This window comes from Arthrobacter sp. A2-55 (assembly GCF_025548615.1).
In the GTDB taxonomy this organism is placed as follows: domain Bacteria; phylum Actinomycetota; class Actinomycetes; order Actinomycetales; family Micrococcaceae; genus Specibacter; species Specibacter silviterrae.
In genome coordinates this window covers 1-15,845 of the sequence record NZ_JAJLOZ010000023.1, presented here as the reverse complement: position 1 = coordinate 15,845, position 15,845 = coordinate 1, and the positions used below count along the sequence as shown (strand labels likewise).

Genomic DNA, 15,845 nt, shown 5'->3' with positions numbered 1-15,845 from the left:
ATGAGCACCACCCTGGTCACCACCGTTGCCGAACTGAAGGCTGCCAGCGCTTCCCTGCTGGCCGCCAAGACGTCCACCCACCCCGGCACGCTTGGCCTGGTGCCCACCATGGGCGCCCTCCATGAGGGCCACGGCGCACTGGCGCGGGCCGCCGTGGCCGAAAACGCGGTGGTGGTGGCCAGCGTTTTCGTCAACCCGCTGCAATTTGGCGACCCCTTGGACCTGGACCGCTACCCGCGCACCACGGAGGCCGACCTGGCACTGCTGGACGCTGCGGGCGTGGACATCATGTTTGCCCCTTCAGTGGAGGAAATGTACCCCACCGGCGAGCCGGCCGTGCGCATCACCGCCGGGAAGCTGGGAAGCCTTTACGAGGGGGCCTCGCGGCCCGGACATTTTGACGGCGCCCTGACGGTGGTGGCGAAGCTGCTGCACCTGGCGCACCCCCGCACCGGCCTTTCAGCGCGCGACGGCGGCACACGGCAGCCGTACCGTGCCTACTTCGGCCAAAAGGATGCCCAACAGCTGGCACTGGTGCGCCGCATGGTGGCTGACTTGGACTTCCCCGTGGACATTGTTCCCGTGCCCATTGTGCGCGATCCGGACGGCCTGGCCCTCTCCAGCCGGAACCGCTTCCTTTCGGGGAGGGAGCGGGAGGACGCCCTGGTGCTCTCCCGCGCACTGCGCCTGCTCCGCCGGCGTGCCGACGCCCACGAGCCCCTGGACATCCCGTCGGCGGAGGAACTGGTCCACATGATTCCCGGCGTGGCACTGGACTACCTGGAAGTGGTGGACCCGGAAACGTTGGCCGTGCGCGCCGAAAACTGCCAGGACACGCCCTTCACGGGACAGGCCCTCGCCCTGATCGCCGCCCAGGTGGGGCCGGTGCGCCTCATCGACAACGTCACGCTGGGGTAGCGGGCGCGGCGGACCTCCGCGCTGCACGGAATTGGGGGCTGGTGCCCGCACCGCGCCGCCAGCCCCCAATTCCGCTCCGCGCTGCGGCGGCCCACCTCGGCGTTATTCCGTGATGGCCGCTGCCACTTCCTTGGCGGACGGGTAGGCGGTCTGCGTGCCCTTCCGGGTGGCGGCCAGCGCTGCGGCGACCGAGGCGTAGCGCGCTGCATCCGCCAGGGCGTCGCCGGCCGCGAGGCGGGCCGCCACCGCGCCGGTGAAGGCATCTCCGGCACCCGTCGTGTCCACGGCGTCAACCTTCGTGGGGGCAATGCGCACCACGGGCTCGGCCGTGTTGTCCACATCCAGCACCACCGAGCCGGCGGAGCCCAGCGTCACCAGGACTTTGGTGAGGCCCCGACCGGCAAAGGCGCCGGCGGCGGCCAGCCACTCGGGGAGGGGTGCGTCGGCGGACGGCATGTCCAGCCCGCCCAGGAACGCCGAGGCCTCGTGGGCGTTGACCAGCAGCACGTCGGTGAGGTGTGCCAGCGCATCCCCGACCGGGGCGTAAGGCGAGAGGTTCAACAGAACTGTTGCTCCGGCGTCGTGCCCGGCCTGGGCGGCGGCAAGGACTGTCTCCAGGGGGACTTCCAGGCACAGGCACACCACGCCGGCGCCGTCGAACAGGGCCGGGTCCATCGCCCCGGGGCCGAGCGTGCCGTTGGCCCCGGCGGAGATGATGATGCTGTTCTCGCCGCTGTCCTCCACGGAAATGACCGCCACGCCGGTGGGTTCGGGCACCCTCCGGACATGGCTGACGTCGACTCCGGCACCGGCCGTGGACGCCACCAGCATGTCGCCGTTGGGGTCCGCACCCACGGCGCCGACCAGCGTGACGCGGCCGCCCAGGCGGGCCGCCGCCACGGCCTGGTTGGCGCTTTTGCCGCCGGGATTGACGGCAAAGCCGGTGCCGTGCAGGGTCTCGCCGGGCAGGGGCAGGCGTTCGCAATAGATGGTCAGGTCCGCGTTGAGCGAGCCCGCCACCACAATGCGTGCGCCCGGTTCCGCGGCGCTCACGGGGCAACCTCCGCGTCAACGGGCTGGGGCACCAGCAGCGACGCGGCCAGGGCGGCGACGGTGATGGCGAGGGAAACCACCACGACGGTGAGGTAGGAGCCCTGTCCGCCCAGGGGAGCCGTGGCTACCAGGATGGCGGGCAGCACCAGGAAGCTGAGTCCGGCGCCCAGGTTGAACGCGCCCGCGTTCATGCCGGGCAGGAAGCCGGGGTTTCCTTCGGGGGAGAGCACCACGCCAAGGCCGTTGAGCATGATGTTCACGGTACCGGCGTACATGATGCCCAGCAACACCGTGCCCGCAATCATGGCAGGCAGGTTGTGCAGCCCCAGGAAGCCGATGACGGCCAGTGCCGCCACGCTGCCAAGCAGCCCGATCCGCAGCATCTTCGTATAGCCCAGCACGGGTGCCAGGCGGCCGGTGATGGGTCCAAAGACCCAGCCCAGCAGCGCATAGGGGGTCAGGATCAGCAGGCTCATCTCGGTGGCGCCAATGTGGAAGCCGGGGTCTGCCGCCTGGACGTAGGCGGGCACAATGCCGTTGATGACGGCAAAGATGCCCGTCATGGTCAGCGTGGTGGTCAGCAGCGGCGCCCAGGTGGAGCGCTGGCGCAGGTGCACGATCTCCACCATGGGCTGCCGGGACCGCTGCTCCACGGCCCAGAACGCCATGAATGCGGCAACAGCCACCACGGCCAGGCCCAGGGAGGCCACCAGCGGGCCCGCGGTGACTCCGCCCACCAGCTTGGTGGCCTCATTCAGGGCGGTCAGCAGCGCGCCCACGGCAACAACGATGAAGAGCACGCCCAGCCAGTCCATCCGGGTGCCCTCGCCGGGCTTGCTCTCCCCGGCCAGCAGGAACAGCAACAGCGTGGCGACGGCGGCGATGGCCACCATGAGCCAGAAGATGCTGCGGAAGCCAAAGTGTTCGGCGAAGTAGCCGCCCACAAAGGAGTCAATGCCGGCGATGCCGCCGTTCACGGCAGTGATCAGGCCCATCAGGGCGCCGTACCGCTTGGGTTCCTTAACCGCGGAGCGCAGCATGATCAGGCACAGCGGCACCGTGGGGCCCGACACGCCCTGGATGATCCGGCCCAGGAACAGCCAGGTGATGTCCGGGGCCATGGCCGAGACTACGGAGCCGATCCCCATCAGGGCCATCATGGCGATGAGCACCTTCTTGCGTCCGACGATGTCGCTGAGGCGGGGCAGGAACAGGGAGAAAACGGCGGCGGCCGTGAAGAACCAGGTCTGGGACAGGCCGATGGCCGCCTGGTTGGTGTGCAGTTCCTCGCCCATGGTGACCAGGGCGGGGCTCAGCATCGATGCGTTGAGCTGGAAGGCAATGCAGGCGGTCAGCAGGGCCACCATGAGTGCCGTGACATTGCCGGAACCCTTCCGCGCCCCGGCCAGGGCCTGGGTGGCGCTCATGCGTCCACCTCGCCAATGCGCACCAGGGCGTCGGTGACCAGGTTCCAGAACTTTTCGTGGTCAAGGTCCACGGCCACGGAAGTCTTGCAGTCTGCCGGGGCAGGGGCGCGGAAGTCGGCCACTGTCATGCCCAGCGTCAGCGTGCCGGTGAGCTCAATGTCCACGGGCACCTTGCGGGTGGTCATGACGGTGGGGTCGATGACGTACGCCACGGCGCAGGGGTCGTGGACGGGCGGGTAGTCGAAGCCTTGGGCGTCCTTGTACGTCTTGGTGAAGAATTCCATCAGCTCCATGACGAACTTGGCCGGCTTGGTGCCCACGGCCTCGATCCTGGCCACCACGTCCGGGGTGGCCAGCGCCTGGTGGGTGAGGTCCAGGCCCACCATGACCACGGGCCAGCCGGCGTTGAACACAATGTGCGCCGCCTCCGGATCGATCTTGATGTTGAACTCGGCCACTGCGCTCCAGTTGCCCACGTGGTAGCCGCCGCCCATGAGGACAACCTCCTTCACGCGCTCCACAATCCGCGGCTCCTTGCGGGCGGCCATGGCAATGTTGGTCAGCCCGGCCGTGGGCACCAGGGTCACGGTGCCCGGCTCATGGGCCATGACCGTTTCAATAATGAGGTCGACGGCGTGGCGCGGGTCCAGCTCGATCGTGGACTCGGGCTGGTCCGGGCCGTCCATGCCGCTGTCGCCGTGGATGTCCGGGGCGTTCTCGATGGTGCGCACCAGGGGGCGGTCGCAGCCGGCAGCGAACGGGACGCCGGTGATGCCGGCGATGGTGCCAACGGACAGGGCGTTGCGGGTGACCTTTTCCAGAGTCTGGTTGCCCACCACGGTGGTTACGGCCAGCAGCTCAATGTTCGGGTTGCCGTGGGCCAGCAGCAGGGCCACGGCGTCGTCATGGCCGGGATCGCAGTCCAGGATGATCTTGCGGGCAGGGGCGCCGGCGGGCTGAGGGGGCAGCGTCGTGCTCAATTTTTCTCCACGTCTTTGGGGCGGGCGGCCTGGGTGTGCGCCAGGGGCGTTCCCCGGCTGTCCCGGGGTTCCGAAAATCCAGTGTGACACCCTGCGGGGAATTACGTCAAACGCTTAACGTGATTTTCGTCAAGCGCTTGACGCGATGGGGGCGCCGCCGTGGCGTCCAGGGCCGGTACCATCGATGCATGCACCCCGCCTCCATGCCGCCGTCCGACGGCGCGCGCCCGCCCCGCATCACGGCGGCCATGGTGGCCGCCCGGGCGGGGGTTTCCACGGCCACGGTTTCCCTGGTCACCAGCGGCAAGACGGCAGGGCGTGTCTCCACCGACAACATTGCCAAGGTGGAGCAGGCGGTCAGCGAGCTTGGCTACGTTGTGGACGGTTTGGGCAGCTCACTGGCGCGGGGGCGAAGCAACATTGTGATCCTGGTGGCGCCCGACGTCTCAAACCCGTTTTTCGCCCGGGTGATCGACGGCGTCCGCTCCGAGATCGGCGCCGCCTTCCAGCTGCTGCTTTCCGTGACGGAGGCCGGCCAAATGCCAACGCCGGCCGAGGTGCGGACCCTCCTGTCCCTGCGGCCGGCCGGACTGCTGGTGGACGCCCCGAGCGCCGAATTCCTGGCGGCCCTGCCGGCCGCCGGGCCCATGGTGCTGCTGGACACTGCGGGGGTGGAGAGCGCCGCCCCGTCGGTCAACTTTGACGTTGCCGCCGGCGCCGTCCTGCTGGCTGACCACCTGGCCGGGCTGGGCCACACCACGGTGGCCTACCTGGACAGCACCACGGGCACTGAAACTTTCCGCGTGCGCAGGGAGGCCTTTTGCCGGCATGCCCGCACCCTCGGGATGGAGGTCGCGGCGCAGGCAGGCACCACCATCGACGTCTCCGCGGCCGCGCAGGCCTTCGCGGGGGCGTGGCCGCAGTGGCAGCGCCAGGGAGTGACTGCCGTAGTGTGCTGCACCGACACGCACGCCTACGGGGTGCTGCAGGAGGCCCGGGTGGCCAGGCTGGACGTGCCGGGGCAGCTGGCCGTCACGGGGTTTGACGACCTGCCATATTCTGAAACGTCGAGCCCGGGCCTGACCACCGTCCGGCTCCCCGCAGCGGAGCTGGGCCGTGCGGCCGGGCGGCAGCTGCTGCGCCTGCTGGCAGGGGAGGAGCTGGACGGGCCCGGTGCTGCCGGCCGCTCGCTGACGCTGGACAGCGAGCTGGTGGTGCGCGGCTCCACCGCGGGTTCAGCTGCCCCGGGCCCATAGCCGGCGCCGGGACACTTCCAGCCGGCTGTCGCCCTCCACGGAGGGTTCATTCAGATTCACCAACTAAACTATTGACTTGTGAGCGCAGAAAAAACCGTGACCCTCGAGCCCAGTGACGTTTCCGAGCAAATGCATGTCCGTTTGGAAAAGCGAGCCAAATTGCTCGAGCGGGGTGAAGAGGCATACCCCGTTGGGGTGGCACGGACCCACACGCTGGAGGAAATCCGGGAGAAATACCCTGAATTGGAGGCTGACTCCACCACGGGTGACATTGCCGGGGTGAGCGGCCGCGTGGTCTTTGTCCGCAACACCGGCAAATTGTGCTTTGCCACCCTGCAATCCGGTGCCGGCACCCGCCTGCAGGTCATGCTGTCGCTGGCCAATGTCGGGGAAGCCGCGCTGGCGGACTGGAAGGCGCTGGTGGACCTGGGCGACCATGTCTTTGTCAAGGGTGAGATCATCAGCTCCCGCCGCGGTGAGCTGTCCATCATGGCCGATTCCTGGCAGATGGCCTCCAAGGCCTTGCGCCCGCTGCCGGTACTGCACGCAGAACTTTCCGAGGAAATGCGGGTGCGCCAGCGCTACGTGGACCTGATTGTCCGCGACACCGCTCGCGAGCAGGTGCGTAAGCGCTCCGCCATTGTCAAGGCACTCCGGGACACCCTCCACGGCGAAGGCTACATTGAGCTGGAGACCCCCATTCTCCAGCTGGTCCACGGCGGTGCCGCGGCCCGCCCGTTCAGCACGCACCTGAACGCATTTGACCAGCCCATGACCCTGCGCATTGCCATTGAGCTGTACCTCAAGCGCGCCGTGGTGGGCGGCCTGGACAAGGTGTTTGAACTGGGGCGCATTTTCCGCAATGAGGGCGTTGATTCCACCCACAGCCCGGAATTCACCATGCTGGAACTATATGAGGCCTACGGCGATCAGTTCACCATGGCAAAGGTCATGCAACGGATGATCCTGGCAGCTGCCGACGCTGTCGGATCCCGCATCATCGAGACCGCCCGCGGGCCCATCAGCCTGGACGGTGAATGGCCCTGGCTGCCTGTTTACAAGGGGTTGTCAGATGCGGTCGGCGAGGAAATTACCCCCGCAACGACGGCGGCCCAATTGCGCGCCGTTGCCGCCGCCCGCGAGATCAAAATTGACCCGGCCTGGGATGCGGAAAAGCTGGTCATTGAATTGTTCGGGGAAATCGTGGAACCCACGCTGATTTCCCCCACCTTTGTTTGCGATTACCCGCCGTCGGCGCAGCCCCTGGCCCGCCCCCACCGGGACAAGCCGAATCTCATTGAAGCCTGGGATTTGATCATTGACGGCAAGGAAACCGGGACGGCCTTCTCGGAATTGATTGACCCGGTCATCCAGCGTGAACGCCTGACTGCCCAGTCACTCGCGGCAGCCGCGGGCGATCCCGAGGCCATGGCCCTTGATGAAGACTTCCTGCGCGCCCTGGAATATGGCGCCCCGCCCATGGGCGGCATCGGCTTGGGCGTTGACCGGCTGGTCATGCTCTTTACCGGCGTGGGAATTCGCGAGGCAATCCTCTTTCCATTGATGAAACCAGAGTAGAAGCGGCACCGTTATGGACTATGTTGCAGTTATTGTCCCCTCATTAGGCGTGGGAGTTCTTTTTTACTTCGCCATGAAGGCCATTTTTAATGCCGACCGTTCAGAGCGTGACGCCCTGGCGCAGGCCGAGCGTGAAGCCGAAGGCAGTGAAGAACGTCCCCTGCAATAAGCTTTAGGCGTTTCTCCTTTGACGGGGGCTCATTTACCGACCATAATTTGGTGTGAAGCAAAATGCTCCGATTATATGTGAGGCGACTATTCCCCATGGCACAGAAGATTCACGTAACACTCGTCGATGACATTGACCAAACTCCGGCTGATGAAAACATCACCTTTGGCCTGGATGGAATCAATTACGAGATTGACCTGTCCGCAGGCAATGCCGCAGCCCTGCGCGAGGCATTGGCCAAATACATTTCGGCCGGTCGCCGGGCAGGTGGGCGTGCAGTGCGCGGCCGCGGACCGGCGGTCGTCAAGGCCAAGAGCGATGTTGGGGACATCCGCGCTTGGGCCAAGGCCAACGGCTATGAAGTCCACGAACGCGGCCGCATCCAGGCCGAGATCCGCAACGCCTACCAGGCTGCGCAGGGCTGACCAACAAGCAACAACGGCCCGGGACTGCCCTTGACGGCAGCGTCCGGACCGGCACGACGGCGGGGCACCCACCTGGGGAGGCCCCGCCGTCGTGCTTTAAACTGCGCGGGCGCAGGGCGCCCTTATTTCCCCTGTGGCGAACATGCCCCCACGGCGGGCCGGCACTGCGTAGCATCAAGGTACGCAGTAGCTAGGAGTGTGGCGAAATGTTTGAGCGATTTACTGATCGAGCCCGACGCGTTGTTGTGCTGGCCCAAGAAGAGGCCCGCATGCTCAACCACAATTACATCGGCACGGAGCACATTCTGCTCGGCCTCATCCACGAGGGTGAAGGTGTTGCCGCCAAGGCCCTGGAGTCCTTGAACATCTCGCTGGACGGTGTCCGGGAGCAGGTTCAGGAGATCATCGGCCAGGGGCAGCAGGCCCCCAGCGGGCACATCCCGTTCACTCCGCGCGCCAAGAAGGTGCTGGAGCTCTCGCTCCGGGAAGCACTCCAGCTGGGCCACAACTACATTGGCACCGAGCACATCCTGCTGGGCCTGATCCGCGAGGGTGAAGGCGTGGCGGCGCAGGTGCTGGTGAAGCTGGGTGCCGATCTGGGCCGTGTCCGCCAGCAGGTCATCCAGCTGCTCTCGGGCTACCAGGGCAAGGAGCCGGTCGCCAGCGGCGGCCAGCAGCAGGAGGGAACCCCTGCCGGATCCGTGGTGCTGGACCAGTTTGGCCGCAACCTGACCCAGGCTGCGCGCGAAAACAAGCTCGACCCCGTCATTGGGCGCGAGCATGAGATGGAACGCGTCATGCAGGTCCTCTCCCGACGAACAAAAAACAACCCAGTCCTCATTGGCGAGCCCGGCGTCGGCAAGACGGCCGTCGTCGAAGGCCTGGCCCAGGCCATCGTGCGCGGGGACGTCCCGGAAACCATCAAGGACAAGCAGCTGTACACGCTTGACCTGGGTTCCCTGGTGGCAGGCTCCCGCTACCGCGGCGACTTTGAGGAACGCCTCAAGAAGGTGCTGAAGGAAATCCGCACCCGCGGCGACATCATCCTCTTCATCGACGAGATCCACACGCTGGTGGGTGCCGGAGCGGCGGAGGGCGCCATCGACGCGGCCTCCATCCTCAAGCCCATGCTGGCGCGCGGGGAACTGCAGACTATCGGCGCCACCACGCTGGACGAGTACCGCAAGCACATTGAGAAGGACGCGGCCCTTGAGCGCCGCTTCCAGCCCATCCAGGTGCAGGAACCCACAGTTCCGCTGACCATTGAGATTCTCAAGGGCCTGCGCGACCGCTACGAGGCACACCACCGAGTCTCCATCACGGACGGTGCCCTGACGGCGGCCGCCACGCTGGCGGACCGCTACATCAGCGACCGTTTCCTGCCGGACAAGGCCATCGACCTGATCGACGAAGCCGGCGCCAGACTGCGCATCCGCCGCATGACGGCCCCTCCGGAGCTCAAGGCCATGGACGGTGAAATTGCGGCTGTAAAGAAGCGCAAGGAAGACGCCATTGACGCCCAGGACTTTGAGGGTGCCGCGGCGCTGCGTGACGACGAGCAAAAGTTGATTTCGGCGCGTGCCGAAAAGGAACGCCAGTGGAAGTCCGGCGGGCTGGATGACATTTCCGAGGTGGATGAGGAACTCATCGCCGAGGTGCTGGCCAACTCCACCGGAATCCCCGTGTTCAAGCTGACCGAGGCGGAGTCCTCGCGCCTGCTGAAGATGGAAGACGAACTGCACAAGCGCGTCATCGGCCAGGACGAGGCCATCAAGTCGATCTCCCAGGCCATCCGGCGCACCCGTTCCGGACTGAAGGATCCCAAGCGCCCCGGCGGCTCGTTCATCTTCGCCGGCCCCACCGGCGTGGGCAAGACCGAGCTGGCCAAGGCACTGGCGGAATTCCTGTTCGGCGACGAGGACGCGCTCATCACGCTGGACATGTCTGAATACTCGGAGAAGCACACGGTCTCCCGCCTATTCGGTGCCCCTCCGGGCTACGTGGGCTACGAGGAAGGTGGCCAGCTGACCGAAAAGGTGCGCCGCCGCCCGTTCTCCGTGGTGCTGTTCGACGAAGTGGAAAAGGCCCATGCGGACCTGTTCAACTCGCTGCTGCAGATCCTGGAAGACGGCCGCCTGACGGACAGCCAGGGCCGGGTGGTGGACTTCAAGAACACCATCATCATCATGACCACGAACCTGGGCACCAGGGACATTTCCAAGACCGTGGCCACCGGCTTCCAGTCAGGTTCGGACACCCAGACCGGCTACAACCGGATGCGTGCCCGGGTCACGGAAGAGCTCAAGCAGCACTTCCGCCCCGAGTTCCTCAACCGTGTTGACGACGTGGTGGTGTTCCCGCAGTTGACCCAGGATGAAATCATCGAGATCGTGGACCTCATGGTGGCGCGCCTCGAGGGCCGCCTGGCGGACAAGGGAATGGGCATCGAGCTCACCCCCGCGGCCAAGGTGCTCCTGGCCACCCGCGGCTACGATCCGGCCATGGGTGCCCGGCCGCTGCGCCGCACCATCCAGCGCGAGATCGAGGACCACCTCTCCGAGAAGATCCTCTTCGGCGACATCAAGGCCGGCGACGTCATTGCAGTGGACGTCGAAGGCGAAGGCGACGACGCCCAGTTCACATTCGTGGGCACGGCCAAGCCGTCCATCCCGGATGCCATCACCGCTTCCGCCTAAATAAAGTACGACGCCGGTGACCCGCCTTCCCAAGGCGGGTCACCGGCGTCGTGCTTTAAGGGGTGCTTCAAGGTGCAGGGCCGGCTCCGTCATAGACTAAACACGTGACCGCTGAAGCTACCGCCCTTGACATTGCACTCCGCCCCGCCCGCACCTCCGACGTGCAGGCCATCAAGGAACTGGTGGCGCCGCTGGCCGAAAAGCGAATCCTGATTTCCAAGGAGTCCGTCACCTACTTCGAGTCCATCCAGGAGTTCCTGGTGGCCGAGCTGGACGGGGAAGTCGTAGGCTGCGGCGCGCTGCACGTCATGTGGGAGGACCTGGCCGAAATCCGCACCCTGGCCAGCGCCGACGCCTGGCGGGGCAAGGGCGTGGGCCATGCGCTGGTGGAACGGCTCCTTGAAAAGGCGGTGGACCTTGGCGTCCGCCGCGTGTTTTGCCTGACGTTTGAGGTGGACTTTTTTGTCCGCCACGGCTTTGAGGTGATGGCGGACCAAAGCGCCGTGGATCCCGCGGTGTACTCGGAACTGCTGCGCTCCGCCGACGAAGGCATTGCCGAATTCCTTGACCTGGCCCGGGTCAAGCCCAACACTCTGGGCAACACCCGCATGATCCGCAACCTCTGAGCCGGCCCGTTTCGCTTTCCCACAGCTTCCACACATCCTGCGCTTAAGATGGCGGTACGAACACCAAGGAGGATGGGACCATGGCACAACCACAAGGCACAGATGCGTTTCTGGGCAAGCTGCGCACCCTTTCCCATCCCGACGGATCCCCCATCAGGGCACTGGTGGCCGACGACGACCCCCACCTGGCCGAGCTGATCGGCATCGGCCTGAGGATGGCCGGCTGGAGCGTCGAGCTGGCCTCGGACGGGCCGGAGGCCGTCAGCCTGGCCAAGGAATTCCGGCCCGACATCCTGGTCCTGGACGTCATGATGCCCACCTTTGACGGGCTGGAAGCCCTGCAGCGCATCCGCAGTTTCCAGCCCGGCGTCCTGGCCCTCTTCCTGACGGCCAAGGACTCTGCCGAGGACCGGGTGGGCGGGCTGGCGGCCGGCGGCGACGACTATGTCACCAAGCCGTTCAGCATGGAAGAGGTGCTTCTGCGCCTGTACCGGCTCATCAGCAGGTCAGGGCTGGCCGACCTTGGCGGCAACGAACTGGTGGTCGGGGACCTGGTCCTCAACGAAGACACCCGTGAAGTTCGCCGGGGCGGCGAGGAAATCGCGCTGACCGCCACGCAGTTTGAGCTGCTCCGCTACCTGATGGGCAACGCCCGGACGGTGGTGAGCAAGGGCCAGATCCTTGACAATGTCTGGCAGTCCACGGGAGGGGACCACGGAAACATTGTGGAACTGTACATCTCCTACCTCCGCAAGAAGGTGGACGCCGGGCGGGACCCGCTCATCCACACGGTTCGCGGGGCGGGCTATGTGCTCAAGCCGGCAAGATAGTCCCTGCCTGGGAGTTATCTTGTGGCGGGAAGGACTCCAGAAATGAGCCGCCGCGGCCCCTGGCCGGTCCGGCGCCGCATGAGGCTGCGCACCAAGTTGATAGCTGTTTCGCTGCTGCTGTTGGCGTTCGTCGGCGCCGGAATCGCCGTGGTGAGCTACCTGTCCATGGAAACGTACCTGACGGGCCAGCTCGACCTGCAGCTGCGCCGCTCCGCCCATGCCGCCACCGACCACGTGCCGGACCCCGGGCAGCCGGGCGGTTCCGGGGCTGTTCCGCCCAACCCGCTTCAGGCCCCCGGCCAGGGTGAGGGGATCCTCATGATGCGGGTGACCGACGGCGTCGTGGACACCGCCCGCTCCGGCTGGATCGACCTGCAATACCAGCAACATGTGATTGGCTCCGCGGACGTTGCAGCGCTGCGGGCACTGACCCCCGGCGCGTCGCCGTCGAACGTGGACCTGGGGATTGGCGCCTACCGCGTCGAGTCGCTCGAGGCCTCCGACGGCAGCATCGTGACGGTGGGCCTGCCACTCGGGACGCTCGACGGGACGCTGTCTTCCCTGGGCCTGACCATGGCGCTGGTGGCCGCGGCGGGCCTGCTCGCGGCCGGAGTGGCCGGCACCGTGCTGATCCGCCACAACCTCAAGCCGCTGGAGGAGGTTTCCACCGTGGCCAACAGGATTGCCGAGCTGCACCTGGATTCGGGCGAGGTGGAACTCGTGGAACGCATTGAGCCAAGCGACAATGACACCGAAGTGGGCCGCGTGGGCAATGCCCTGAACCGCATGCTGGACAATCTTTCCGGAGCCCTGTCGGCCCGGCAGGAAAGTGAAAGCAAGGTGCGCCGCTTTGTGGCGGACGCCAGCCATGAACTGCGTACCCCGCTGGCATCGATCCGGGGCTATTCGGACCTGGTGGTGCGCACGCAAAAGCTGGACGACGGCGGCCGGGACTCGATGGACAGGGTGCGGTCCCAGGCCCTGCGCATGCAAAACCTCGTGGACGACCTGCTGCTACTGGCCAGGTATGACGAAGGCCGGCCACCGGCCCTGGCCGACCTCGACCTCACCGAGCTGGTGGTCGAGGCGGCAACCGATGCCGAAATAGCCGACGCCGCTGCCTCCGCACGCACGGGAACGGTGCCGCACCGCTGGAACATCGACGTCCCCGCCGAGGCGGTCATGGTGCGTGGCGACGAGTCCCAGCTGCACCGGGCGGTGGCCAACCTGCTTAGCAACGCCAAAAAGCACACGGACCCGGGCACCTCCGTCACGGTGGTCCTGGAAACGCGCCCGGAGGGGACAGCCGCCGTCACTGTCCGCGACTGCGGCAAGGGGATGGACGCGGCATTCCTGCCACGCATCTTCGACAGGTTCGCCCGCGCGGACACCGCCCGCTCCGGCACGGACGGGACCACGGGGCTAGGGCTGCCCATCGTCAAGGCGATCGTCGAGGCCCATGGCGGGACCATCGCCGTCACCAGCGGTCCCTCCGGCACCGAATTCACCATCGCCCTGCCTGCGGCCCGTCCCTGACGCACACGGACCTGGCCGTCCCAGGACGGGCCATCCCAGGACGGCCGGGAAAATATGCACAGCCAGCACTTAACTTCGGTTTAAACTGGGCTGATTTTGCCCCGCGATGGTTGAACCATGACAACAACATCGAACCCCCCGACCATGCTGGAGGCCCGGCCGCGCCCCGGGCACGGGCCGCAGGGCGCCCTTTCCGGCAGCAGCCCAACCCCCACGGCGCCGGCCCTGGTGGACATCACCATCCCGGTGTACAACGAGGAACGGAGCCTGGAACTTTGTGTCCGGCGGCTGCACAGCCACCTCGAAGAGAACTTTCCCTACACCTGCTCCATCACGCTGGCGGACAATGCCAGCACCGATTCCACGCTGGCCATAGCCCGGGCCCTGGCGGGCGAGATCAGCGGCATCCGCGTGCTGCACCTGGACATGAAGGGCCGCGGGCACGCCTTGCGGACGGCGTGGCTGACGTCGCCGTCGCCCATTGTGGCCTACATGGACGTGGACCTGTCCACGGACTTGAACGCGTTGGGCACCCTTGTGGCGCCGCTGGTGTCAGGGCATTCAGACCTGGCGGTGGGAACGCGGCTCTCACGCACCTCCAGGGTGGTCCGCGGCCCGAAGCGGGAGTTCATCTCGCGCAGCTACAACCTTCTCCTGCGCGGGGTGCTGGCAGCGCATTTCAGTGACGCCCAGTGCGGCTTCAAGGCCATCCGCACCGACGTGGCCCGCCAGCTCCTGCCGCACACCACTGACGATGCCTGGTTCTTCGACACCGAACTGCTGGTGCTGGCTGAGCGGTGCGGGCTGCGGGTCCACGAAGTGCCGGTGGACTGGACCGATGACCCCGACTCCAAGGTGGACATTGTCGCGACGGCGGTGGCCGATCTGCGCGGCATTGCCAGGATCAGCCGGGACCTGGTCAACGGCCGCATACCCGTGGCCGAACTCCGGGCAGCCCTGGCCCGAAAACCCCTTGAGGACGACGGCGGTGCGGCGCGGCACAGGCTGTTCGGCCAGCTCATGCGCTTTGGCGCCGTGGGCGTGGCATCCACACTCTTCTATGTGCTGCTGTTTCTCGGCTTCCGGCTGGTGGCCGACCCCCAGTGGTCCAACTTTGCAGCCCTGCTGGTGTCCGCCGTGGCCAACACCACCGTCAACCGCAGCTTCACCTTTGGCCGGACCGGCCCGGAGGGAGTGCTCCGCCACCAATTCCTGGGCCTGCTTGTCTTCGGCATCGGATGGGTCCTGACGGCGGGCGCGCTGTGGGGCATCCACGGGCTGGGCAGCCCCAACCGGACCATCGAAGTGGTGGCCGTGGTGCTGGCAAACCTGGTGGCGACGCTGGTGAAATTCCTGGCGTTCCGGCTCTGGATCTTCCGCACCCCCGCACACCAATTCTCAACCACGGCAGAGGCAGACAAATGAGCGCCATGACAAGACCGACAGGCCCCACGGCGGCACCGGCCCAGGGACAGCCTGGGTCCGGCCTGCCGGCGGCAACTGAACCCGAAATCAATTCATCCGCCGCCAAGCCGCGGTGGCAGCGCCCCGGTGCGTTGGCACTCATCGTGGCCACAGGCTTCCTTTACCTGTGGAACCTCAACAACTCGGGCTACGGCAACAGCTTCTACGCCGCTGCAGTCCAGGCGGGCACCAAGAATTGGACGGCCCTGCTCTTCGGCTCCCTCGACGCCGGCAATGCCATTACGGTGGACAAGCCGCCCGCGTCACTGTGGATCCCAGCCCTGCTGGGACGGGTGTTTGGATTCTCTTCCTGGACGGTCTTGCTGCCGGAGGCACTGATGGGAGTGGCCGCCGTCGCGCTTTTGTACGCAGCGGTGAAACGCGTCAGCGGGCCGGCGGCCGGGCTGATCGCCGGTGGGGCGCTTGCCGCGACCCCCGTGGCGGCACTCATGTTCCGATTCAACAATCCGGATGCGCTCCTGACACTGTGCCTGGTGGCCGCCGCATATGCCGTGGTCCGGGCCATCGGAAAACCCGGCTGGCGTTGGCTTGCACTGGCCGGCGCGCTGGTCGGTCTGGCCTTCCTCAGCAAGATGATGCAGGGTTTCCTCACCATCCCGGCCATGGGACTGGCCTACCTGTGGGCGGCCAACACCAGCCTGGGACGGCGTCTGCTGCACCTTTTGGCGGCCGTCGGGGGAATTGTTGTTGTCGCCGGTGCCTACCTGCTGGCCTTTGAGCTCACTCCCGTGTCGATCCGGCCCTACATGGCAGGGTCCTCAAACAACAGCTTCTGGGACCTGGCCCTGGGCTACAACGGGCTGGGCCGCATCTTCGGAGGGTCCGGCAATGGCGGGGGCGGAGGCATGGGAGGCGGGGGCGCCGGT

14 protein-coding genes are annotated in these 15,845 nt (G+C 66.5%); 11 read left to right on the top strand and 3 right to left on the bottom strand.

Annotation, left to right across the window (positions count from 1 at the left end; translation table 11 throughout):
- On the top strand, nt 1-918 hold the full coding sequence (gene panC / locus LPN03_RS08275) for a pantoate--beta-alanine ligase (protein WP_262453865.1): 918 nt from the start codon (nt 1-3) through the stop codon (nt 916-918).
- A gap of 102 nt (nt 919-1,020) precedes the next feature.
- Here panC and LPN03_RS08270 read toward each other — a convergent pair whose 3' ends face one another.
- The 3 genes from LPN03_RS08270 to LPN03_RS08260 are packed head-to-tail and all read right to left on the bottom strand — an operon-like array spanning nt 1,021 to nt 4,378.
- The gene (locus LPN03_RS08270) at nt 1,021-1,971 is read right to left on the bottom strand and encodes a ribokinase (RefSeq protein ID WP_262453864.1); all 951 of its coding nucleotides are present in this window, start codon (nt 1,969-1,971) and stop codon (nt 1,021-1,023) included.
- On the bottom strand, nt 1,968-3,398 hold the full coding sequence (locus LPN03_RS08265) for an MFS transporter (protein ID WP_262453863.1): 1,431 nt from the start codon (nt 3,396-3,398) through the stop codon (nt 1,968-1,970). The genes LPN03_RS08270 and LPN03_RS08265 overlap by 4 nt, the downstream gene beginning before the upstream one ends.
- Complete coding sequence (locus tag LPN03_RS08260) at nt 3,395-4,378, bottom strand: nucleoside hydrolase (protein ID WP_262453862.1); 984 nt, start codon at nt 4,376-4,378, stop codon at nt 3,395-3,397. Before LPN03_RS08260 ends, LPN03_RS08265 begins: the two co-directional genes overlap by 4 nt.
- A 188-nt stretch (nt 4,379-4,566) precedes the next feature.
- On the opposite strand from LPN03_RS08260, the gene LPN03_RS08255 reads away from it, so the two are divergent.
- The 10 genes from LPN03_RS08255 to LPN03_RS08210 form a co-directional block, all read left to right on the top strand.
- Nucleotides 4,567-5,634: a LacI family DNA-binding transcriptional regulator gene (locus LPN03_RS08255; protein WP_262453861.1), complete on the top strand. Its 1,068-nt coding sequence runs from the start codon at nt 4,567-4,569 to the stop codon at nt 5,632-5,634.
- A gap of 129 nt (nt 5,635-5,763) precedes the next feature.
- The gene (gene lysS / locus LPN03_RS08250; protein ID WP_262453888.1) at nt 5,764-7,212 is read left to right on the top strand and encodes a lysine--tRNA ligase; all 1,449 of its coding nucleotides are present in this window, start codon (nt 5,764-5,766) and stop codon (nt 7,210-7,212) included.
- Nucleotides 7,213-7,225: 13 nt separating this feature from the next.
- Complete coding sequence (locus LPN03_RS08245; RefSeq protein ID WP_262453860.1) at nt 7,226-7,381, top strand: hypothetical protein; 156 nt, start codon at nt 7,226-7,228, stop codon at nt 7,379-7,381.
- Between the two features lie 95 nt (nt 7,382-7,476).
- On the top strand, nt 7,477-7,806 hold the full coding sequence (locus LPN03_RS08240) for a histone-like nucleoid-structuring protein Lsr2 (RefSeq protein WP_165180425.1): 330 nt from the start codon (nt 7,477-7,479) through the stop codon (nt 7,804-7,806).
- Between the two features lie 206 nt (nt 7,807-8,012).
- Complete coding sequence (locus tag LPN03_RS08235) at nt 8,013-10,502, top strand: ATP-dependent Clp protease ATP-binding subunit (protein WP_165180424.1); 2,490 nt, start codon at nt 8,013-8,015, stop codon at nt 10,500-10,502.
- A 104-nt stretch (nt 10,503-10,606) separates the two neighbouring features.
- Nucleotides 10,607-11,128, top strand: coding sequence for an amino-acid N-acetyltransferase (locus LPN03_RS08230; protein WP_262453859.1), 522 nt, complete (start codon nt 10,607-10,609; stop codon nt 11,126-11,128).
- Nucleotides 11,129-11,208: 80 nt separating this feature from the next.
- A complete protein-coding gene (locus tag LPN03_RS08225; RefSeq protein ID WP_262453858.1) occupies nt 11,209-11,958 on the top strand; it encodes a response regulator transcription factor in 750 nt (249 codons plus the stop codon).
- A gap of 42 nt (nt 11,959-12,000) precedes the next feature.
- Entirely contained in the window at nt 12,001-13,494 is a 1,494-nt protein-coding gene (locus LPN03_RS08220) for a sensor histidine kinase (RefSeq protein ID WP_262453857.1), read from the top strand.
- Nucleotides 13,495-13,611: 117 nt separating this feature from the next.
- On the top strand, nt 13,612-14,919 hold the full coding sequence (locus LPN03_RS08215) for a bifunctional glycosyltransferase family 2/GtrA family protein (RefSeq protein WP_262453856.1): 1,308 nt from the start codon (nt 13,612-13,614) through the stop codon (nt 14,917-14,919).
- Nucleotides 14,920-14,924: 5 nt separating this feature from the next.
- Nucleotides 14,925-15,845 (top strand): glycosyltransferase family 39 protein (locus tag LPN03_RS08210; protein ID WP_262453855.1); only part of this gene is annotated, 921 nt, incomplete at its 3' end.